The 21,881-nt window shown below is 40.9% G+C and carries 16 protein-coding genes; 3 read left to right on the top strand and 13 right to left on the bottom strand.

Going from position 1 to position 21,881, the window contains the following annotated elements; genetic code table 11:
• Window positions 1-112: 112 nt before the first annotated feature.
• The 7 genes from glp to IPL34_RS13345 form a co-directional block, all read right to left on the bottom strand.
• Window positions 113-1,360, bottom strand: a complete 1,248-nt coding sequence (gene glp / locus IPL34_RS13375; protein WP_296841946.1) for a gephyrin-like molybdotransferase Glp — start codon at window positions 1,358-1,360, stop codon at window positions 113-115.
• 126 nt (window positions 1,361-1,486) lie between these two features.
• Complete coding sequence (locus IPL34_RS13370) at window positions 1,487-1,906, bottom strand: hypothetical protein (protein WP_296841945.1); 420 nt, start codon at window positions 1,904-1,906, stop codon at window positions 1,487-1,489.
• An 821-nt stretch (window positions 1,907-2,727) separates the two neighbouring features.
• Complete coding sequence (locus tag IPL34_RS13365; protein WP_296841944.1) at window positions 2,728-3,936, bottom strand: TIR domain-containing protein; 1,209 nt, start codon at window positions 3,934-3,936, stop codon at window positions 2,728-2,730.
• A gap of 645 nt (window positions 3,937-4,581) precedes the next feature.
• On the bottom strand, window positions 4,582-5,088 hold the full coding sequence (locus tag IPL34_RS13360; RefSeq protein WP_296841943.1) for a hypothetical protein: 507 nt from the start codon (window positions 5,086-5,088) through the stop codon (window positions 4,582-4,584).
• Window positions 5,089-5,364: 276 nt separating this feature from the next.
• Window positions 5,365-6,117 (bottom strand): dienelactone hydrolase family protein, encoded by a 753-nt coding sequence (locus IPL34_RS13355; protein ID WP_296841942.1) that lies wholly within the window; start codon window positions 6,115-6,117, stop codon window positions 5,365-5,367.
• Between the two features lie 78 nt (window positions 6,118-6,195).
• Window positions 6,196-8,382 carry an OsmC domain/YcaO domain-containing protein gene (locus IPL34_RS13350; protein WP_296841941.1) on the bottom strand — a complete coding sequence of 729 codons (2,187 nt, stop codon included), beginning with the start codon at window positions 8,380-8,382 and terminating at the stop codon, window positions 6,196-6,198.
• A gap of 86 nt (window positions 8,383-8,468) precedes the next feature.
• Window positions 8,469-9,158, bottom strand: coding sequence for a thermonuclease family protein (locus tag IPL34_RS13345; RefSeq protein ID WP_296841940.1), 690 nt, complete (start codon window positions 9,156-9,158; stop codon window positions 8,469-8,471).
• 87 nt (window positions 9,159-9,245) lie between these two features.
• Here IPL34_RS13345 and IPL34_RS13340 point away from each other — a divergent pair, with 87 nt between their 5' ends.
• Window positions 9,246-10,133, top strand: coding sequence for a DMT family transporter (locus IPL34_RS13340; RefSeq protein ID WP_296841939.1), 888 nt, complete (start codon window positions 9,246-9,248; stop codon window positions 10,131-10,133).
• Window positions 10,134-10,154: 21 nt separating this feature from the next.
• Here the strand turns inward: IPL34_RS13340 and xylB are convergent, their stop codons facing one another.
• Entirely contained in the window at window positions 10,155-11,603 is a 1,449-nt protein-coding gene (xylB, locus tag IPL34_RS13335; RefSeq protein WP_296841938.1) for a xylulokinase, read from the bottom strand.
• A gap of 247 nt (window positions 11,604-11,850) precedes the next feature.
• Here xylB and IPL34_RS13330 point away from each other — a divergent pair, with 247 nt between their 5' ends.
• Window positions 11,851-13,728, top strand: a complete 1,878-nt coding sequence (locus tag IPL34_RS13330; RefSeq protein WP_296841937.1) for an AAA family ATPase — start codon at window positions 11,851-11,853, stop codon at window positions 13,726-13,728.
• On the opposite strand, the gene IPL34_RS13325 is transcribed toward IPL34_RS13330, so the two are convergent.
• From IPL34_RS13325 to IPL34_RS13305, 5 genes are all read right to left on the bottom strand, one after another.
• Window positions 13,710-13,976 (bottom strand): type II toxin-antitoxin system Phd/YefM family antitoxin, encoded by a 267-nt coding sequence (locus IPL34_RS13325; RefSeq protein ID WP_296841936.1) that lies wholly within the window; start codon window positions 13,974-13,976, stop codon window positions 13,710-13,712. The genes IPL34_RS13330 and IPL34_RS13325 overlap by 19 nt on opposite strands.
• Before the next feature lie 88 nt (window positions 13,977-14,064).
• Entirely contained in the window at window positions 14,065-14,730 is a 666-nt protein-coding gene (locus tag IPL34_RS13320; protein WP_296841935.1) for a hypothetical protein, read from the bottom strand.
• Between the two features lie 90 nt (window positions 14,731-14,820).
• Window positions 14,821-16,101, bottom strand: coding sequence for a phosphopyruvate hydratase (gene eno / locus IPL34_RS13315; protein ID WP_296841934.1), 1,281 nt, complete (start codon window positions 16,099-16,101; stop codon window positions 14,821-14,823).
• 100 nt (window positions 16,102-16,201) lie between these two features.
• Complete coding sequence (kdsA, locus tag IPL34_RS13310) at window positions 16,202-17,035, bottom strand: 3-deoxy-8-phosphooctulonate synthase (protein WP_296843071.1); 834 nt, start codon at window positions 17,033-17,035, stop codon at window positions 16,202-16,204.
• A 34-nt stretch (window positions 17,036-17,069) separates the two neighbouring features.
• Window positions 17,070-18,731 carry a CTP synthase gene (locus IPL34_RS13305; RefSeq protein WP_296841933.1) on the bottom strand — a complete coding sequence of 554 codons (1,662 nt, stop codon included), beginning with the start codon at window positions 18,729-18,731 and terminating at the stop codon, window positions 17,070-17,072.
• Between the two features lie 219 nt (window positions 18,732-18,950).
• Here IPL34_RS13305 and IPL34_RS13300 point away from each other — a divergent pair, with 219 nt between their 5' ends.
• The gene (locus IPL34_RS13300) at window positions 18,951-21,848 is read left to right on the top strand and encodes a COR domain-containing protein (RefSeq protein ID WP_296841932.1); all 2,898 of its coding nucleotides are present in this window, start codon (window positions 18,951-18,953) and stop codon (window positions 21,846-21,848) included.
• Window positions 21,849-21,881: the final 33 nt, after the last annotated feature.

Here is a 21,881-nt window from a genome sequence, read left to right as displayed (position 1 = left end):
AGTTACCAATAAACTCTATTTAGATTAAGCCTATAATAGTAACTATACATTTTATTTATAATGCTTTTCAAAAAAAAGAGATGAAACAACGCCGATTGGTTAATTATTAAGCTCAAAATAACGGTGCAAAGGGCATAATAGGTATTTCAGTCCCTTGCTCTATATCGCCCCATTCCCGCGCTAACACCATAAGGCAATTTGCCACACTCATAGAACGCAGAACGTGAGAATCTTGGAATCCGGTAGACTTGACCCACCATTGTCCGTGTTCATCTTGATGGCAGATACCGCGTTGATAATCTTGCCGTCCGGGCGCTTTTTTTAAGGTGGTTAAGGTTTTAGCTTTATAGGTGATGGGCATAGCATCGGGGTAATGCGCTAACCTCATTAAAGCGGGACGTACAAAAATCAAAAAAGTGACCATCGTAGAAACAGGATTACCGGGTAAACCAAAAAAGGCACATTGACCTAACTGCCCAAAGGTCAACGGTTTGCCGGGTTTCATAGCAATTTTCCAAAAATTGACCTGCCCTAAGCGCTCCAATAGCTGAGTCACATAATCGGCATCTCCTACTGAAACCCCACCGGTGGTAATCAAGACATCCGCCTGCTCAGTGGCACGCTGAAACGCTTGTTCTAACTGAATGGGATCATCGGGCACTATGCCTAAATCGATGACTTCCACCGCTAAGCGCTGTAATAAACCCAATAAGGTATAACGATTACTGTCATGAATTTGCCCCTCTCCCAAAGGTTGCCCCACAGGTACTAACTCATCTCCCGTAGAAATAATCGCTACCTTCGGGCGACGCCAAACCGTCAGTTGTGCTATGCCTAACGAAGCGATTAACCCCAAATCGGCAGCATTGAGAACTCGTCCCTCACTCAACACTTCCGCACCTTGCGCTAGATCTTCACCCGGATGACGAATATTTTTATTGGCTTTTATTTCACCCTGATAGGTAATGTGATCTGCACTACGCTGCACCTCTTCCTGCATAAGTACGGTATCAGCCCCTTGAGGTACGACTGCTCCGGTCATAATGCGTACACACTCGCCTGCTTGTACGGTTCCCTGAAACGGATGACCCGCTAATGATCTGCCTATGACACGAAACTGCTGTAGTCCTGTGGGTAAGGCTTGGCTATTTAAGGCATAGCCATCCATTGCCGAGTTGCGATGGGGAGGAACATTAAAGGGGGCAATAATCGCTGCGGCTAGTACTCGCCCTAGACCTTGTTTGAGTGGGATGGTTTCAGTATGGATGAGGGGCTGTATGGCTTCTAAGATGCGGGTTTGGGCTTGATCGACGGTGAGGGTATGGGTGGGTAGGTTGTCACAGCTAGGGAGAGTTGTCATAGTCATGCTCTAAGTCACTTGAATAGTGCGTTAAGCTTATAAAGGAATGACGGGCTGAGGCAATCTTTAAAAAGGTATAATTTTTTGTGTGACGGGGGCAGCGGGGAACAAACTGTACCATGAGGTTTAATTAATAATTTCTCTAACCTGAGAAACCCATAAAAGCTCATCTTTTATATCCTCAGGGCTTCCATAACTCGGAATTATAATATACCTACTGTGCAAGTTATATTTCTTTGCTTCCTCTTGATGAAATGCACTATCATCAATTAAATATTTAGCGTTAATTCTACGAATATCCTTCCAAGATTCAGATATTTCATCCCAAGTGTATATCACATCAAAAAAATCTCTTAAACCATACCCTAATGCTTTTTCTGTATAAGCTCGACTACTAACTGTCCATAAAGCAAGAATATATCTTTTTTTAAGGTTCGATAATAAATCGACGCTGCCGACCCTCATATTAAATCCAATTATTGATAAACCATCCGTAATGATTGTACCTAATGTCTCATCAAGATCAAAAGCTATTATTTCTTTCATTTTATTATGACTCAAATTAATGAAAAATGGTAACGTATTAGATGTGTTGAAGGCATATGTAAAGATCAGCAAGAGCCTTATCTGAGACTCACTTGCACAAGATGATAAAACTTTATTTCAACTTTTTAACTGCACTATCTATAATTATATCTAAAGATTAATTAATATGCTCATAATAAGAAGTACTAACCTCAACCAAAAGCTTTTGCATTAACTCTTTTCTGCGTTTTTTTAACCAAATAATGACTTCACTATCCCAATCGTATTTATTGATTAGCTCAATAGAAGGTTCTTTATTATGAGAGTATCTTCCGATTATTGCTCTTCTTAATTTTACCATTGAATACTTCACAATAAACTAAAGCATCATGTCGCTCAAATAAAAAAGCGTAACCATTTTTCCTTATATCTCTTTTGTATTTAATGTATTTTTTAACTAATAAATAAATATAGAATGGGATCCATAGCGGCAGCGTAATAACAACTATTAGATAAATAAATAGTTTGTTTATTATCGAGGATAGATTAATTGTCATACCTATGTCTCGCATAAATGCATGCAATGATCTGTTCAATACCTGTACTGGAGCTAACGATCACCCACGCCAGCACCAGAAAGTTAAGGCAATACAGCCCACTCACAGGATGCCTTGCGCACCAGTTTTAGCAAGGCGCTTCCCTGCGGCACTCCTCCTTGACAAAACCGCCGCTTCAGGCAAGAAGGTTCACAAGGGCTGTTGCATCAAAAGGCAAGCACTACTCGCCTTTTGGGAATGGGAATTTATTGGTTTAAGGTTGACTGTGGAGACCATATATGATTGTTAGACTTTTAAGTTGTATTCTTTTAAAGCTCGCATTTTCTGGTAAGTGATATGCTCGATATTTAAAGCGCTTTTATATTCTGGGCGAATAAGCTCTATAATGTCAAAGTATGTAATTTCAGCAAATTGTGGGCCACATGCATATGCTGCAACTTGATATGGTGAGAAGAAAAAGTCTATACTTTTTTCTTTGAAAACAAATGATTCGAAGTCACTCCATTTTTCTGTGCCTCGGTCAATGTAATCAGCATCAAGATAAAATTGCTCATCTTCATCTTCTCCCCCCAAGTTTGTGTTTTTAAGTTGGGTTCTAATAAGCTCTTGTATTTTTAATAGCGCATCAGGCGGGTCGATGAATATGTGCTCTAATGAGTCTATTAATATCAGAGGCTCCATGACAAAAGAATAAGTACAAAAATGCATATTGGGATGAGCCGCACCTGCTCCATACCAATGAACTGCATATTGAATGCTTATAACTCGCCCTGTTATTGATGGTTCAGAACAATGAGCATCATAGGTATCAGTTCTACGGTATTTTTCTTGTCCATAATTAAATCTTTCTGGTGATTGATCGAGCTCTGTACTTCGACAAGCAAAGAGATTTTTTAATAATTCGCCTTGAATATATTCACTAGCTTCGTGGATGTTTGGATATTTTTCTGACGTTAGCTTGATAAATTGTAATTCAACTTCATATCCTGGCAGACCATCCCATTGTTCTTTTTTTGTGTAGAATGACCAAGATAGTTCTTCTTTTCGTTGTGTCTTTTGTGTTGCAAGTCCGAGTTTATTTAATTGAAAATTAATCGCTTCTTCAATGCTTGAAACACAGTTATTTGAATTAGCCGAAATACATTGAATGTCTTTTAATTGGCTGGGAATTTGAATATGATCATCAAGTTTAACAGGAATTATATAGATGTCGTCTATAAGCTTCTCAGAAAGTTTGTCGAGAACAATTTTCAGCTCTCGCTGGATATAACCTCTCTTATTTATGGAGCTTTCTGATAAAAATGAAATTATTATGTTCGACTTATCTATAGCCTTTTTAATTTCAAAGTCCCAGTTTTGACCAGCCATGATGCTTTTACAGTCAAGCCAAACATTAAAACCACTTTTTTCTAAAGCCTCAAAAAATGGAATGACCCTTTCTTGATCAGGGCTTGCGTAACTTAAAAAGACTTGAGGAGTATCTTGATCTTGCATGTTTCACTATTAATTGGTGGTTTTACTATTTTGAGAGTCTAACAGTTTATTATACGGAATCTCGGTATAACATCTTATTCCAGACTCCGTATAGTATGGGAAAGAAGCTATAGTTTTCTGTTGGCGAGATTCCGTATAGTCTGGGATTAGCATAGGAAAAAACTCCATCCGGATAGTGACACTTATGGTCAGTAATCATACAACACCCTGCTCAGAACCGACAACCGTTTATTCGCAAGAATTGGGGGATAACTATGCCCTTTTTCTTTTAAAGCATGAAGTTAGCAAAAAATATATAAACTGGTATGTACTATGAACTAAGCAATATATAGCCACTCACCCAGATCAACATATACGAACCCATACTCCCCAACCGGTTGAAGAATATCTAAACAAAATCAGCAGAGAAACTTATCTAAAGCCGTGCTAATTCCGCCAAATCATAGATGCTATACGGATTTTATTTTCACTAGCTTTGAAATCCACTGGGACTATTACGCTCGATCCTACTTAAAGGGGCAAACCACAAAAAAATCCACGCAAAAAAAGGGTAGGCTCCCCGGTGAAAGAACCTACCCTAAAACTGGCATTCAATCACGGCGAATGAATGCAAGGGATGAACCATAGAAAACTTTAGACTGCTATTTAATAACGTGGAATATAACGCGGAGTACTTAACGCTCTATAATGATCCGCTGCCTCATCTAATAAAGCCTCTAAACGCGCAATCTCACGCCGACTTAAACGCATATCCGCTTTCATCGAAGCCTCAATACGATGAATATCATTTTGCTCACGCTTTAACTCCATATAATCACGATGAGTTAAACGCCCCTCTTTATAAGCACTCTCAATACGGCTGGCTTGACGATGTTGACGCTCATCAATACGACGACTATGCATCGGAAACTCACGACGCTCGCGCTCATACTCCCCATCATAACGCTCAGGGCGATCAGGACGATAAGGACGCTCTGGGCGATTAGGTCGATCATAGCGCGGAGGAACCGGATAGCCCGGCTCAATCGTTACACTATCAATCACACCATCAATACGGTCGACCTCACTACCCGCAGGGTCAGCCCACAGGCTAGTACTCCATGTCATAGCAGACACTAAGGATGCCAATAGTAATGTTTTAAGGGTTGTCATACAGGGGTTCTCCTTGAAATTAGCAAACACTCTTATTCGGTAAGAGCTAATACCACTTCATTTCACACTCGATAGTTGTGGCTAGTTACTTGATTTGACGCATTAGGGAAAAAATAGTTGACGCCTACCTGTAAAGCGTGGGGACTAGAATCTGCCCCAGTTAAGATAGGTACTTTGTTGGAACTAAAGAAGTTTTATAAGTTCCCACAGCCCGTTTATTTTAGGCTATGGGACATAACAGACGAGATAGCTAACGGATGAATAAGAGAATTTCGCTTACGTACTAGGCTGGAGTTTGGCTTTTAAGAAGTCTTGAAATAGCGCCCATGACTTTTTATCCGCATCCTCTCGATACCGCTCTGAACCAAACACAGTAAACGCATGCGGTGCACCACTATAGGTGACCATTTCGTGTTTAATACCGGTTTTCTCTAGCTCTTTAGCCAGAGCCGCAAAATCATCCATCGTCACCGCATCATCAGCCGTGCCGTGCATGACTAATACTTCACCTTTAGTATTTTTATAATCTTGCCCTTCGGGAGTGGTTAAACCACCATGAAATGAAGCAAAGCCTTTTAATTCAGTGCCAGAACGCGCCAGCTCTAAAGCAGCAGCACCTCCAAAGCAATAACCCATTGCCACCGCATTACTCACATCGCCCCCTTGAGCCTTGGCGGTTTCAATCGCGCCCTGCATTAAGGCACGCATTTTAGCACGATCCTTATACAGCTCTCCGGTAAGACGCTTACGCTCCTCCATTTCAGCCGGACGCACCCCTTTACCAAACAAATCAAGCGCAAACACGTTATAGCCTAACTCAGCTAACATATCCGAACGCTTTACTTCATAATCGGTCAGACCATCCCAATCATGAATCAAAATCACTAGAGGAGCTTTATCAGACGCTTTGCTGTAATAACCTTCATAATCTTTACCATCAACCTGATAAGTGACAGCACTACCGGCGGCAAATGCGCTGGTACTCATTGCTAAACCCAGACCTAACACCCATGCACTTAATGTTTTCATCATCATCCTCCGCGTAGAATAGGGTTTGACCTTAGAATAAGATCAAAGCTAGTACAAAAAACAAGATAGAGTATAAGGTTAATGGTGGTTACGTTGAGCACGCGCTGTATGTAGCTTCTTATAACTTTCTATCAAACGCAAATGCTTATCCAAGCCTGCTAATTGGCTATTCGTGGGGGTGAGACCGTAAAAACGCACGCGACCTTCTACTGAGCCTACTACTGCATCCATCGTTACTTGTCCAAACATGCGCGTAAGATTAGGCAAAAAGTCGTTTAAATTTAAGTCCTCATCCAACACAATTTCCAGCACTGCATTAATGGCTCGATAAAACAGTACCCGCTCTACCGTATTCGTATTATATTGCAAAAACTGCTCAACCTTTTCTAAGGCGGCTTCGTGTTGACCTAAGGCTAGATAAATTAATAGTTTTAACTCTAAAATAGTTAACTGTCCCCACGGCGTATTCTCATCAAACTCAATCCCAATTAAAGTAATAATATCGGTATAATCGTCTAGCTCGCTTTCCTCTAAGCGTTCCACTAAACTAGCCAAAACCCCATCAGATAAATTGTGCAAATTCAAAATATCTTCACGGTAATACAGCGCTTTATTGGTATTATCCCAAATTAAATCCTCGACCGGATATATTTCGGAATAGTTGGGTACAATAATACGGCATACCGGTGCACCTAAATCCTCATAAACTGTCATATAAACTTCTTTGCCCATCTCTTCTAAAATAGCAAAGAGCTTTTGCGCTTCTTGTTCAGTAGTACCAGAGAAATCCCATGCACAAAAATCATAGTCGGCTTTACTGCTAAAGAAACGCCATGAAATAACCCCTGATGAGTCAATAAAATGCTCCACAAAATTATTAGGCTCAGATACGGCTAAACTACTAAAAGTGGGGGGCTGAAAATCATTTAAACCCTCAAAACTACGCCCTTGTAATAATTCGGTTAAGCTACGCTCTAAAGCAATTTCCATACGTGGGTGTGCACCAAAGGAGGCAAATACGCCCCCATTACGCGGATTCATTAATGTGACACATGCCACCGGAAACTGCCCGCCTAAGGATGCATCTTTCACCAGCACTGGAAACCCCTGTGCTTCTAGTGCTTGAATACCTGCTACTAAGGCGGGGTATTGGTTTAATACCTCCTTTGGTACATCAGGCAATACTAATTCCTGCTCGATAATCTGGCGTTTAACGGCGCGTTCAAAAATCTCGGATAAGCATTGCACCTGTGCCTCGACCAAAGTATTACCCGCACTCATGCCATTGCTAAGGTAAAGATTTTCGAGCAAATTGGAGGGAAAATACACCACCTGCTGATCCGACTGGCGAATGAACGGTAAGGCGCAAATACCCCGCGCTTTATTACCCGAATTGGTGTCAATTAAATGCGAGCTACGTAGCTCACCATCAGGGTTATAAATTTTCAGACAATAATCATCTAATAAACCTTGAGGTAAGCGCCCATTGAGTCCGGATTTGAACCAACGCTCATTGGGGTAATGAACAAAAGAGCTATTGGCAATATCCTGACCAAAATACTGATCATTATAGAAGAAATTACAGCTCAGACGCTCAATAAACTCCCCTAAGGCTGAGCACAAAGCACTTTCTTTAGTCGCCCCTTTGCCATTGGTAAAACACATCGGTGAGGCAGCATCCCGAATATGTAAAGACCATACATGCGGCACTAGATTACGCCACGAGGCGACCTCAATTTTCATCCCCAAATTGGCTAATATCTGGGTCATATTGGCAATCGTTTGTTCTAAGGGTAGATCTTTACCTGCAATGAAAGTCTGCGCAGTTGTATCGGGTTTGAGGGTCAATAAGGCTTGAGCATCTTGATCCAGATTATCGACTGCCTCTATTTCAAATACAGGACCTGCCTGAATCGCCTTTTTTACCGTACAACGTTCAATAGAGCGCAAAATACCCGCACGGTCTTTTTCAGACAGATGTTCGGGTAATTCAACTTGAATTTTGAGGGTCTGTTGATAACGATTTTCGGGATCTACAATATTATTTTGTGAGAGACGAATCTGCTCGGTGGGAATATTGCGTGCTAAGCAGTATAAGCGCACAAAATAGGCAGCACACAACGCAGATGAAGCAAGGAAGTAATCAAAGGGACCGGGGGCTGATCCATCACCTTGATAACGAATAGGTTGATCAGCGATGACCGTAAAATCATCAAACTTGGCTTCAAGGCGCAGATTGTCGAGAAAATTAACTTTGATTTCCATGCGTTCACATACCGAGTTAAAAGAGAGGTCAGACGGTGCGCCTGAGAGGGGCATTATGCCGCTTTGGTCTAATAGTGTTAAGCAGCTTAGTGTTGTCCTCGGCATAGACTCTCACAGGGTACACCATTTTTATCTGAATCTAAGCGCTTAAGGTCACATTCGTGCAAATAGCGCTTAGCCTCCTCACAGGAAGTCATTTCAGCACAAGTTTTTTTCTCACAGCCCATCCCCCACCAACCGAACCAAAATGGCTTTTTTGCCTCAGGAGCAGATGGTGTGACTGCATAGTCCTGATCACTATGCCGAAACACCCACGGTGGAATCGGTGTTTTGTCCTGCCATAGCCCTAGTTTGGCACGTTGCGCTCGCTCTTGAGCACGCAAGTAATCGGCCTCATGAGCGTATTGGGTATAGACCCAAGCCATGCCCTTTTCGACTTGCTCACGATTTATATCCATGCCGTTTAACAGCACTTTGCCTGCAAGACGCCCATATTTATCGGTGGTTTCTATCTCAACCTTTACCGTTTGGCGCATCACACGCCTAGCTAATGTTTGCTTGGATACTTCACCAAAGGCTTGGCGTTTTTCGGGTGCATCAATTTGAGCTAAGCGCACTTTAACGGTTTGATAATTAAAGGTCAGCACCGTAATAGTATCGCCATCGTGTACGCCCACGACTGTTCCGGCTAATACGCCTTCGGCTTTGACTGTGCTACTCAATCCCCACAGTATCAGCCAAAGCAGCACTTGCCACCCCTTAAACAGGCTTAACATGATTCATATCCGAGTTAAAAAAGGTGCAATTGTAAGCTACTCTAGAGCGCTTTAGCATGGCGAGCCGCTTAGCTGTTGGATAGCAATATGGATAAACATCATACCCCCTTAGCGAATGGATTATTATTAAGTGCTGCGATTATTTGGGGCTTTGGCTTTGTGGCTCAACGCCTCGGCATGGAGCACATGGGGCCTCATACCTTTAATGGTTTACGTTTTTTATTGGGTTCTTTGTCTTTACTACCGTTAATTTGGTGGTTTAGTCGCTCTAGTGGTTTACAACCTTCCCTACCTTTATTCATAGGCGGTGTTGCCACCGGTAGTTTGCTTTTTATTGCCGCCTCATTACAACAAGTAGGTTTACAATATACTACGGTAGCCAATGCAGGTTTTATTACTGGATTTTATTTAATTTTAGTGCCTATTTTAGGTTTAGTAATCAAACACAAAACCGGATTAAATACTTGGATGGGTGCGATTATTACGCTAGTGGGTTTATATTTTTTAAGTATTAAAGATAATTTTACTATGGGCTATGGTGATTTATTACAGATCATTGGTGCTTTATTTTGGGCTATTCATTTACTCACGATTGATCACTTTTCTCATCGAGTCAATCCAGTACAATTAGCTAGCTTACAATTTTTTATTTGTGGTTTATTAAGTTTTACCGTCGCTCTGTTTATAGAGCAACCTACCCTAGAAAATATAACAGCAGGTTGGGGCGCTTTAGTTTATTCCGGTTTAATGTCGGTAGGTTTAGCTTATACCTTACAAGTGATTGGACAACGTAATGCACATCCCTCGCATGCTGCTATTATTTTAAGTTTAGAAGCCGTATTTGCCGCAGTGGGTGGAGTATTATTTTTAAATGAATATTTAGATCAACGCGCCTTATTAGGCTGTGGTTTAATGCTGGCAGGTATGCTGATTTCTCAAATACCTTTGCCTAAATTGAAGAGGGCAAACACTTAGGTTTGCCCCTCCCTAACCTTCCTATATTAAGCCACGTAGAGCTGGATAAGCTAAACGATAGCGCTCATAACTCTGGGCATAAGGATCTAGTAGGGCTAAGTCTGGCTCAAAGGTTTGTTCGATCACAGGAGCGGTTAATACGGACAAGGGATCAGCCTTTAATGCGGCAATCATTCCTAAGCGTGCAGCGCCTAAGGCCGCCCCCACTTCATTATCAGCGGGCAAATCAATGGGTAAATTTAATACCGTTGCTAATACTTTCAGCCAATAATGCGAACGTGAACCGCCCCCTACCGCAATAATACGCTCTAGCTGACTTCCGGCTTGCTCTAAAGCGGCTAGATTATCCTTTAAGGCAAACGCTACCCCCTCTAGCACGGCTTGAGTCAGTGTCTCGCGCTCAGTGGAATGCGCCAAGCCCACAAATGCCCCGCGTATAACAGCATCATTATGCGGAGTACGCTCCCCCGCTAAATAAGGCAAAAATAAGACGGGCGATGGCTGGTGTAATTCATTACCTAAGGCTTGAGTCAAGTCAGCGGCGGATTGTTGCGCGATATGTGACCACCAATTGAGCGCATCAGTAGCCGACAAAATCACGCCCATTTGATGCCAAGTATTGGATAAAGCATGGCAAAAAGTATGGACGGCACTGGCTGGATTAGGTAAATAGCGCTCGGTCGCTGCAAATAACACGCCTGAAGTACCTAAGGAGACAAACGCAGCGCCTTTAGTCACCACGCCCATACCACAAGCTGAGGCGGCATTATCGCCCGCTCCACCTGCAACCACCGCATTACCCATCCCCCAACGCTCGGCTAATGGCGTGCGTAAATAGCCACTAATTTCAGTTCCCTCCACTAAATCAGGCATATGATCGAGGCTTAAATCACACGCTCCTAATAAAGCCTCAGACCATTGACGTTTACCCACCTCTAGCCACGCCGTCCCTGCTGCATCAGAGCAATCTGATGCAAACTCACCGGTTAACCACCAACGTAAATAATCTTTTGGCAATAGTACCGTTGCAGTCCGCGCAAACACTTCGGGTTCATGACGCTTGACCCAAAGCAGTTTGGGAGCAGTAAAACCCGCAAATACAATATTGCCCGATACAGCGCGAAACTGAGGATCAGCATCTAGTTCAGCCGCTTCTACATGGCTGCGGGTATCATTCCAAAGGATACAAGGGCGTAATACTCGATTACCCTTATCTAATAAGGTTGCACCGTGCATATGCCCTGATAGACCAATACCTGTTACGGCGGCTAGCTCACGAGGACAGTGTTGTTTTAATTCATCTAAAGCTTGAGTAGTAGCCACTATCCAATCAGTTGGGTTTTGCTCAGACCAACCCTGATGTGGGCGCGAGACGGTTAAAGGTTGGGAGCTACTCGCTAGAATATGCTGAGCCTCATTCATGAGTACCACTTTGACACTCGACGTACCCAAATCAATACCTAAATACATACTCACTCCTCAACCTAACTATCCAATGATCTCAGTATCCAGCTAAAAGTAATCGTGTATTTTTGGAGAAGTCTTGGCGATAAGGATGTCGCCTTGAAGCATACAGGGGCGTATTCACAGCGTCTGCGGAGAAAATGCACGATTATTTTGGCTCAAGTACTTAAGCATAAAGGATAGGAACCAACCATACTGATACTCAAACGCTAATCATTGATGAATCATTGCAGACTAGGGGAAAACAACCTCGATGCGCACCTATGCTATACTGCGCTTAAGCCCATTCCCGCCGGATAGTCTTATGCTCCAGTTTCCTTATGGTATTAGTCACTTTCCCACCTTGCGTAACGAGGGGTTTGTTTATTTAGATCGCACTCCTTCTATTCCTGTACTCGAACAAGCGGGCAAACAATTATTATTTTTACGTCCACGCCGTTTTGGTAAATCGCTGTTGGTATCTACTCTAGCGCATTATTACGATATTAATCAAACGGCACAATTTGCAGCCCTATTTGGTGATCTAGCCATTGGTCAAAACCCCACTGCCGAAAAAAACAAATATATGGTGTTGCAATGGGATTTTTCTCAAATTTCATCCCTAGGCACTATTGAGCACATTAAACAAAGTTTATTTGCTCATCTGAATGAATATATCAAAACCTTCGCTCATTATTACGCTAGCTTATTAAAAGTATCCATCACTATTAATCCTAATGATGGCATTGCTTCCTTTCAGGCTTTGATTAATGCCGTAAAAGAAAGCGGCTACCAACTCTACTTGCTCATTGACGAATATGATAACTTTGCTAATGAAGTGCTAATGTATAATCAAGGAGATAAAGCTCGCTATCTTGCTCTATTAGAAGGTGAGGGTATTTTAAAAACACTATTTAAAGTGATTAAAGCGGGGGCTGCTCAAGGTAAAATCGCACGAGTATTTATTACGGGTGTTTCTCCTGTAATTATGAGTGATATGACCAGTGGCTATAACGTAGCTAAAAATATCTCACTCGATCCACGCTTTAATCAACTATGCGGCATTACCACAGCCGAACTAGAGCCATTAGTTAGAAAAGTTTTAGAAGACTGCAAAAAAACATTGTTTCTTACGCCTATACTAGATACTATGCGTCAATTTTATAATGGTTATCGCTTTAGTTACTCATTACAACAGCCGCTCATCTATAATCCTATTCTCAGCTTCTATTTCCTAGATTATTACCAACTACATTGCACTGCTCCTCACACTATGCTGGATGCTAATTTAGCGATGGATGCTGGTCGTATTCGTTATATTGCTAATTTAGAGGGCGGCCGTGAGGTCATTGATAGTATTATTGATGAGCAGAATCCAGTTGAACTAGATACGCTAGCAGATGATTTTGGAGTGGAGAATATTGGGCGCATTAAACAAGATAAGCGTTATATGCTGTCCTTAATGTACTATTTCGGTATTCTAACCTTAGGCGGTATAGCCTCAGACGGTAGTTTAATTTTAACTATTCCTAATTTAGTAGTCAGAGGTTTATATTTAGAGCAACTAAAAAAACAAGCTTTGCCGGATAGTCCCAGCACAGAAAAAGCGTATCAAGTGGCTAAACAGTTTTATCGTACTGGTGACTTAGCAGCATTAGTAGACTTCATGGAGCACAAGTATTTTAAAGTGTTTAGTAATCGTGATTATCGTTGGGGTAATGAGCTTACTATTAAAACAGCCTTTGCCAGTTTGCTCTATAACGATTTATATTATGTGATGGATTCAGAAACAGCATTAGAACGACGTTATAGTGATCTGATTATGATCGTGCGCTCTAATATGCGTCAGTATCCTGATTTACAGGATTTTGTGTTGGAGTTTAAATATTTGAGCTTGGAAGATTTAAAGCTAACAGGCACAGAACTAAAAAACAAAACCACCACTGAATTAAAGGCTTTGCCTCAAGTACAAATGGCTTTGCAGGGTGCATTAGAACAATTAGAGCATTATCAACAAGTACTTACCGAAAAATATCAAGAGCCTAAACGTTTACATTGTTTAGCCATAGTCTCATTAGGTTTTGAGCGCTTGGTATGGTGTAAATTAGCGGCGCAAGAAGTACGACTTAGTAATTATAAAGGCATACAATAATAATAATGATCTCGTACTAAACTTTTCCCTGCTTTATATTGAGCAATAGATTTATTGAGATGTTCGGCATTAGCAGGTGAACGAAGCAGATACACGGTTTCCATCAAGCTATTGTAGTAGTCGAGGGACATTACCACAGCATCCTCAGCATCTCGACGGGTGATTACCGTCGTATCAGCGTCGTTTACCACCCCGTCTAATACTGCTTTTAAATTATTCCGTGCTTCGGAAAAGGATATAACTTTCATAATCTACTATACTTGTATAGATAATAAGACAAGTATAGGAAATTCATAGTACGTTGTACAACGTAGTGATGGCATTTATTAGTCAAACTCAAAAACTATTTTTTGATACTCTATGAATTTCTTTTTCTCTAAGTAACGTTACTAAAGAGAAATAATTTAAATCCCTTGGGAATTGATTAGCCGGATGCCAAAAATTTATAAAATAAACCCCATTAACAAACCAAACACGCGGAAATACTCTAATAGCATCTGGATATAAGTGCTTAACAGCTTTCCAAGTATTACCACAAATTACTACATTAGGCTCTAATATAGCTATTTGCCTCTTAATCAAATCGCCATCTCTTTTAGCAATCGCTGCAATTTCAACCATGTCAGATGAGGACTTTCCGCCACTCTTTTTAACATTAATGACAGCTGCTTGTAACAGTGCATCATTTAATATAGGGTTGTTTTTATCAGGATCAGGCGTTATAGATGATAATGTTTGCGCTACATAACACCATAACGCCGCATTGATCCATGTATTATCTCTACCATCTTTTTTTATTCCCTTCCACTTATCTCGAATAGTAAGGCATAAATCAAACCCTTTTGGGGATTTGTCACTATATGCTTCTTTTAGTAATAACAATACTTTACAATTAACTTTGTCCCATTTATTTTTATCAATTACTCCGTCTTTAACAAAATTAATCGATTGTTCTGGTAAAGAAGCCCATCTTTTTAGTAGTTCAGTATTGGTTTCAATCATGATTTCTTCTAAGAACTCTAACTCGTTACTTATTGAATAGAAACACCCACTTTATTTAGTAGGTGCTTTCAAAATCTAAAAACCAAACAATTATTTAAACTGATTAAACGCTGCTTTGCCTGCGTAAATACCACGACTACCTAATTCACCCGCAATACGGATTAATTGATTATATTTAGCAATACGATCAGAGCGTGATAATGAACCCGTTTTAATTTGACCTGCGCCTGTAGCTACCGCAATATCAGCAATCGTAGCATCTTCGGTTTCGCCAGAGCGATGGGATACCACAGCGGTATAACCTGCATCATGCGCCATTTTGATTGCCGCTAAGGTCTCAGTTAATGTACCAATTTGATTCACTTTAATTAGAATAGAATTGGCAATCCTTTTTTCAATCCCTTCTTTTAGGATTTTAGTATTAGTTACGAATAAATCGTCACCGACAATTTGGACTTTACCACCGAGTACTTCGGTCATATGTTTCCAGCCTGCCCAATCGCCTTCTGCCATACCATCTTCAATACTTAAAATCGGATATTGGCGTACCCAATTATGTAAGTACTCAGTAAAGCCTTCAGCGCTAAAGCTACGGTTTTCGGATTCTAAAACATACTGACCGTCTTTATAAAACTCAGAACTGGCCACGTCTAAACCTAACCAAATATCCTGACCGACTTTAAAGCCTGCTTTATTAATCGCTTCTAGTATGACTTCAATCGCTTGCTCATTAGAAGATAAATCGGGAGCAAAACCACCTTCATCCCCTACAGCCGTATTTAAGCCACGCTTTTTGAGTACGGATTTAAGGCTATGGAATACCTCTGCACCGTAGCGAATGGCTTCTTCCATCGAGGGTGCAGTAACGGGCAGAATCATAAACTCTTGCATATCCACACTATTATCCGCGTGCGCACCACCATTGATGATATTCATCATCGGCACGGGCAATTTATAGGTGTCCGCTTTGTTTAAATATTGATAGAGCGGTAAACCTTGCTCTTTAGCACCTGCATGGGCTGCTGCCATTGAAACCGCTAATAAAGCATTCGCACCAAGGCGTGCTTTATTGTCTGTACCGTCTAAATCCAGCATGATTTGATCAAGACCCGCTTGATCAGTCACCTCATGACCTATTAATGCGCTAGCGATTTCACCATTGACATTGGCTACTGCTTTTTGTACGCCCTTACCTAAATAGCGGGAGCCACCGTCACGTAACTCAATCGCTTCGCGTGAACCAGTCGATGCACCCGACGGTACAGCCGCACGTCCCATCGCGCCACTGGCTAATAATACATCCGCTTCAACGGTAGGATTGCCGCGTGAATCAATAATTTCACGCGCTTTGATACTGGTAATCTGTGACATAAATTTGCATCCTAAACAGGTAGTAATAAATGGGTGCTAACTATTGCTTCCCTCGATTCTATTGCTCCTCCCCTTAATAAAGGAAAGGTCGAGAGGGGGTTTATAAGCTATTTTCAATAAACGGCTGGCTTTTCACTACTTTATCCAGCGCCAGCAATGACTCTAATAAAGGTTCCATTAAATGCAATGGCCAAGAATTAGGACCATCACTCCACGCCTCGGCGGGATTAGGGTGCGATTCCATAAACAAGCCCGCGACCCCTACCGCTACCGCCGCCCGCGCTAATACGGGCACAAACTCACGTTGTCCACCTGATACATTTCCCTGTCCACCAGGGAGTTGTACCGAGTGAGTCGCATCAAACACCACAGGGCAATGAGTGGAACGCATAATCGCAAGGCTGCGCATATCCGAGACTAAGTTATTGTAACCAAAGGTTGCCCCACGTTCACAGACCATAATCTGCTGATTACCCACCGCACGCGCTTTTTCCACCACATTACCCATATCCCAAGGTGCAAGAAATTGCCCCTTTTTAATATTCACAGGTTTTTGGGTACGGGCTACGTTTTGAATGAAGTTGGTCTGGCGACATAAAAACGCTGGAGTTTGTAACACATCTACCACACTGGCTACTTCATCCAGCGGAGTATCCTCATGCACATCGGTCAAAACAGGAACACCGACTTCGGTTTTAACTTTTTCCAAAATCCGTAAACCCGCTTCTAACCCAATACCGCGTTTACTGGTATGGGAAGATCGATTGGCTTTGTCAAACGATGATTTGTAAATAAAAGGAATACCTAAGCGCGTAGTAATCTCTTTTAAAGTACTCGCTGTTTCTAAAGCTAATTGCTCCGACTCAATCGAACACGGACCACTAATGAGGAAAAACGGCTGATTTAAACCGACAGTAAATCCACATAATTGCATCGTATCAGACATGGGTTTTTCCTCTTATTAATATTTACAAACTCTGTTTGCGTTTAGCCAATAACTCATGATATTCACGTCCCGCTTGAATAAAACCGCTAAACAAACGATGTCCCTGGCGCGGACGCGAAGTAAACTCAGGATGGAATTGACAGGCTAAAAACCACGGATGATCGCTTAACTCAATCATTTCTACCAGTGAATTATCGGCTGACATACCCGAAAATACTAATCCGGCTTTTTCCAATACTTCACGATAGTGGTTATTAAACTCATAACGATGACGATGGCGCTCGATAATTTCTTTTGCACCATAGGTTTTTTGCGCTAATGAATTATCGGCTAATAAACATTTTTGCCCCCCTAGACGCATAGTACCGCCTAGATCAGAATTGGCAGTGCGCGTTTCAATATTACCGTCCTCATCTTGCCACTCGGTAATTAAGCCAATCACCGGATCAATTTCAGCAATATTATTTACAAACTCAGTACTAAAGGCTTTAGGTAAATGAGCCACATGACGGGCATACTCAATCACTGCCACTTGCATACCTAAGCAAATACCTAAATAAGGAACTTTATGTTCTCGTGCATATTGTACCGCACGAATTTTACCCTCTACCCCACGTTTACCAAACCCACCAGGGACTAGAATCGCATCATATTGATTAAGTATGGCAGGGATGCTTTCTTCAGACTCTAATTTCTCCGAATCAATATAGGTAATATTAACGCGGGTTTGGGTTTGAATACCGGCGTGTTTGAGAGCTTCATTGAGTGATTTATAGGATTCCGTTAAATCTACATATTTACCGACCATAGCAACATTAATTTCCGCTTCGGGAAACTCCATCGCACTGACCACATTTTTCCAATCGCTTAAATCAGCTTCGGGTAAATGCAGATTAAATTTTTCGGTGACAATACGGTCGAGCTTTTGGGCATGTAACCACAAAGGCACTTTATAAATATTGTCCATATCCATGACTGAAATAACGGCTCGCTCTTCAACATTGGTGAATAGAGCAATTTTGCGCTTTTCATTTTCCGGCATCAGTTTTTCGCTACGACATAATAAAATGTCGGGCTGAATACCAATAGAGCGCAATTCTTTAACCGAATGTTGGGTAGGCTTGGTTTTTAATTCACCTGCGGCGGCAACATAGGGTAATAGGGTGAGGTGAATATAGAGTGCATTACTTCTGCCCTCTTCCACCCCCATTTGACGAATTGCCTCCATAAAAGGGAGTGACTCAATATCGCCTACCGTACCCCCCACTTCAACCAGAGCAATATCGTAGCCTTCCGCGCCTGCCCGCACTGAGCGTTTGATTTCATCGGTGATGTGGGGAATGACTTGCACGGTTGCGCCCAAATACTCACCGCGTCGCTCTTTTTGAATCACATTTTCGTAAATGCGCCCAGAGGTGAAGTTGTTCTTTTGGGTGGCTTTAAAGCCGACAAAACGCTCGTAGTGTCCGAGGTCGAGATCGGTTTCTGCACCGTCTTCGGTGACGAATACTTCGCCGTGTTGGAAGGGACTCATCGTGCCCGGATCGACGTTGATGTAGGGGTCAAGTTTCATCATGGTGATTTTAAGACCACGAGCTTCGAGGATTGCGCCGAGTGAGGCGGCAGCAATGCCTTTCCCCAACGAGGAAACAACACCGCCGGTAATAAAGATATAACGTGCCATAGAAAAACAGTGCGCCTATTGATGATGCAATGCGGGCGGATACTAGCACAGACGGACGGCTTGCTAAAGTAAAAATCAGGTCATAAGGTGATTGGGATTCAGAGCGGGCTTGATGCTGGATTTTCAATAGGTACTTGAGATGAAAGTAGCAAATTTTATGATTAAAGGTAGGTTTTTAGGCATAATATCAAGTATTCCTCTGTTGGTTTGGTGTCGGTTATGTCAGAACTTGCTCTAAGGTTGATTCGAAAAGCTAAAGAAAAGCGTTTAACCAGTTTAGATTTGGGCAATTGTGGTTTGACAGAGTTGCCTGATGAGCTATTTGAGTTGACTTGGTTAGAAACTCTGATACTAAGTAATGAGCATTGGTTTTGGAATGATGAGCGGAAGCTTTGGAGCCAACAAAAAAGTCTTAACCATAATGTGCCTAATAGATTTTTTCGTATAGACCCAAAAGTAAAATACTTATATGAGCTTAAAAAACTTATAATATGTGGTTCTCTACATGATCCTTGGTCTATATCTGAGATAAGTTTTCTTAAATTTTTAGTTAATCTAGAGTATCTTGACATTAGCTGTAATGCAATAATAGATTTAAAACCACTAACCAGCTTATATAATTTAAGATTTTTGTACTTAAGCCGAAACATAATAACTGACATAAGTCAAATTAAAGACTTAAAAAAACTAGAAACTCTTGATCTTGGTTTAAATCGCATAAGCAATATTGAGTCAATTTCTACATTAAATTATCTCGAAAATCTTTTTATAAGCCAAAATAAGATTTTCGATATCAGCTCACTTAAAACACTAAATTTTTTAAAAAACCTCTCCCTAAACAAAAACCTCATTAGTAACATTGAACCGATTACCTCTTTAGAAAATTTAGAAAGCATATCACTATCAAACAATGTCATAACCAATATAAGTCCTTTAATAAATAACGGGTTACTTAAATTTGAAATAAAACTTTATGGAAATTACAAATCAAAGCCGCAATCCAAAACTATTTATCTTGGCAATAATCCAATCAAAAATCCTCCTATAAATATTGTAGAGCTTGGTAATACAGCTATTCTTAATTATTTTAAAGATTTAGAGCACCAAGGCGAGAAAAAAATTAATGAGGCTAAGCTTATCATTATAGGTGAGCCGGGTGCTGGTAAAACCAGCCTAATGAAAAAGCTAATTAATCTAAGGTACTCAGTTCCTACTGAAGAGGATTCAACTTTAGGTATAAAAATTGAAGAAGACTGGCAATTCCGACACCCTCAAAAAGAGAACATTAATTTTTCTACTAACATATGGGATTTTGGTGGTCAACAAATCCAATATATGACTCACCAATTCTTTTTAACCCCTAGCGCTGTGTATGTACTTGTCTCAGCCAATGATCGCAAAGAAACCACAGCAAACTTCCCTTACTGGTTTAAGATAATTCATTTGCTCGGCGAGGAAAACGGCGTTCACAGTCCTATCCTAGTAGTACAAAACGATAAAAACGGACAGTTTATTAACCAATTTAACGAAACCTATTACCGTGAACGCTATCCCGAACTGAGCATTACTACTCGTCCTGTTGACCTAAAAAACGATGATGATTTCAAAGTACTTCGCAATGAAATTCAAAAACTACTCACCAGCTTACCGCATGTAAATGAGCCACGCCCTGCCAAGTGGGAACCCATCCGTCATGACCTAAGAGAACTGGCTAAAACCAAAAATCATATTAGCTTTGATGAATACGCGGCTATTTGCAAAAAACATGAAGTGACCGATTTTGATAGCCAAAAACTACTCAGTTACTATTTACATCGTTTAGGTAGCCTACTGCATTTTGCTGATGACACAAACTTATTTGATTTTATTATTTTAAATCCACAATGGGCAGTCGATGCAGTCTATAGCGTCTTAAATGATAATAGTATTGCTAAAAATTACGGGTATTTTACCTATGCCAAGTTAGAGTCTATTTGGAAAGAAAAATATAATGCCACTGAGCGCAATAAACTCCTGACTCTGATGAAAAAGGATAACTTTGAAATCTGCTACCAAGTAGAGTGCAAAGAAAATACCTATATAGCACCTCAATTACTCAACGAGCATCGTCCCAAATATAACTGGAATGATAAAGACTCCTTAAAATTCCGCTTTCAATATCAGTTCATGCCTGAAGGTATTATTACGCGCTTAATAGTACGTCTCAATGATAAGCTAGATAAATTCATAGATGAAAGTGGTAATACTTGTGATGTAGTTTGGCGTAAAGGGATGGTATTGAATCATGATAGCTGTCGTGCTCAAATTATTGAAGAAGAGAACAATCGTGATGGTTTGAAAACGATTGATATAGCTGTTACAGGTAATACTAATAAGCGTAAGTACTTATTACATTTAATCCGTACTGAAGTGGAAAGCTTACATAAAAAATGGTTTAGAAACATTGCCGTAGAGCAAATGATTCCCTGTATTTGCGCCTATTGTACTAATGCGCCTGCTAAAGATCGTCACTATTTTAAATTCAGTGTTTTACAACGCGCTCAAGAAAAACACAAAAAAACGGTAGAATGTGAAAAAGAATTTTTAGATGTGCCAGTATTAGCATTACTAGAGGGTATCTTTGAAAAAACTGAAATTAACAATATGCAAGGAGGAGAAAGATTTATGACTCAAGTATCACATCACTATCACGGTAACGCTACCGTACATAATGGCGATAATCATCAATCGGGTAATACAGTAACTGCTGGAGAAAACTCAATGGTAGCTATTGGGCACAACATTACCCAAAAGCTTAACTCTGATAATACCACTACTACTATTACCACCGATCAACGCAAAATCATTGGGCAAATCATTGAAGAAGTACTTAAAAATAAAGGCACAATGAGCGATGATGATCTTGAGGTTATTATAGATGCACGCAGAGTACTTCGCGCCGATGAAAAACAATCAACTCCCGAAACTCAAGGTAAATTAGCCCGCTTTTGGAGTGCTCTACAAGCTAATACCGATTTTGCTAATAATGTATTAGGGGTAGCAGGCGCATTAGGTGCTTCAACGGCTATTACGGGCTATTTGCCTTTCATAGTAGAAAGCGTAAAAAGCATCTTTTAACTCCTAGCCTCAACACTTATAGTATACTTAGAC

It is taken from the genome of Thiofilum sp. (assembly GCF_016711335.1).
In the GTDB taxonomy this organism is placed as follows: domain Bacteria; phylum Pseudomonadota; class Gammaproteobacteria; order Thiotrichales; family Thiotrichaceae; genus Thiofilum.
The sequence above is the reverse complement of the archived record's forward strand: the minus strand, read 5'-3'. Positions and strand labels throughout refer to the sequence as shown.

Excerpts from the sequence above, each read along its gene's own strand:
- glp (WP_296841946.1), bottom strand. The coding sequence starts at position 1,360 with ATGACAACTCTCCCTAGCTGTGACAACCTACCCACCCATACCCTCACC.
- IPL34_RS13370 (WP_296841945.1), bottom strand. The coding sequence starts at position 1,906 with ATGAAAGAAATAATAGCTTTTGATCTTGATGAGACATTAGGTACAATC.
- IPL34_RS13365 (WP_296841944.1), bottom strand. The coding sequence starts at position 3,936 with ATGCAAGATCAAGATACTCCTCAAGTCTTTTTAAGTTACGCAAGCCCT.
- IPL34_RS13360 (WP_296841943.1), bottom strand. The coding sequence starts at position 5,088 with ATGACAACCCTTAAAACATTACTATTGGCATCCTTAGTGTCTGCTATG.
- IPL34_RS13355 (WP_296841942.1), bottom strand. The coding sequence starts at position 6,117 with ATGAAAACATTAAGTGCATGGGTGTTAGGTCTGGGTTTAGCAATGAGT.
- IPL34_RS13350 (WP_296841941.1), bottom strand. The coding sequence starts at position 8,382 with ATGGAAATCAAAGTTAATTTTCTCGACAATCTGCGCCTTGAAGCCAAG.
- IPL34_RS13345 (WP_296841940.1), bottom strand. The coding sequence starts at position 9,158 with ATGTTAAGCCTGTTTAAGGGGTGGCAAGTGCTGCTTTGGCTGATACTG.
- IPL34_RS13340 (WP_296841939.1), top strand. The coding sequence starts at position 9,246 with ATGGATAAACATCATACCCCCTTAGCGAATGGATTATTATTAAGTGCT.
- xylB (WP_296841938.1), bottom strand. The coding sequence starts at position 11,603 with ATGTATTTAGGTATTGATTTGGGTACGTCGAGTGTCAAAGTGGTACTC.
- IPL34_RS13330 (WP_296841937.1), top strand. The coding sequence starts at position 11,851 with ATGCGCACCTATGCTATACTGCGCTTAAGCCCATTCCCGCCGGATAGT.
- IPL34_RS13325 (WP_296841936.1), bottom strand. The coding sequence starts at position 13,976 with ATGAAAGTTATATCCTTTTCCGAAGCACGGAATAATTTAAAAGCAGTA.
- IPL34_RS13320 (WP_296841935.1), bottom strand. The coding sequence starts at position 14,730 with ATGATTGAAACCAATACTGAACTACTAAAAAGATGGGCTTCTTTACCA.
- eno (WP_296841934.1), bottom strand. The coding sequence starts at position 16,101 with ATGTCACAGATTACCAGTATCAAAGCGCGTGAAATTATTGATTCACGC.
- kdsA (WP_296843071.1), bottom strand. The coding sequence starts at position 17,035 with ATGCAATTATGTGGATTTACTGTCGGTTTAAATCAGCCGTTTTTCCTC.
- IPL34_RS13305 (WP_296841933.1), bottom strand. The coding sequence starts at position 18,731 with ATGGCACGTTATATCTTTATTACCGGCGGTGTTGTTTCCTCGTTGGGG.
- IPL34_RS13300 (WP_296841932.1), top strand. The coding sequence starts at position 18,951 with ATGTCAGAACTTGCTCTAAGGTTGATTCGAAAAGCTAAAGAAAAGCGT.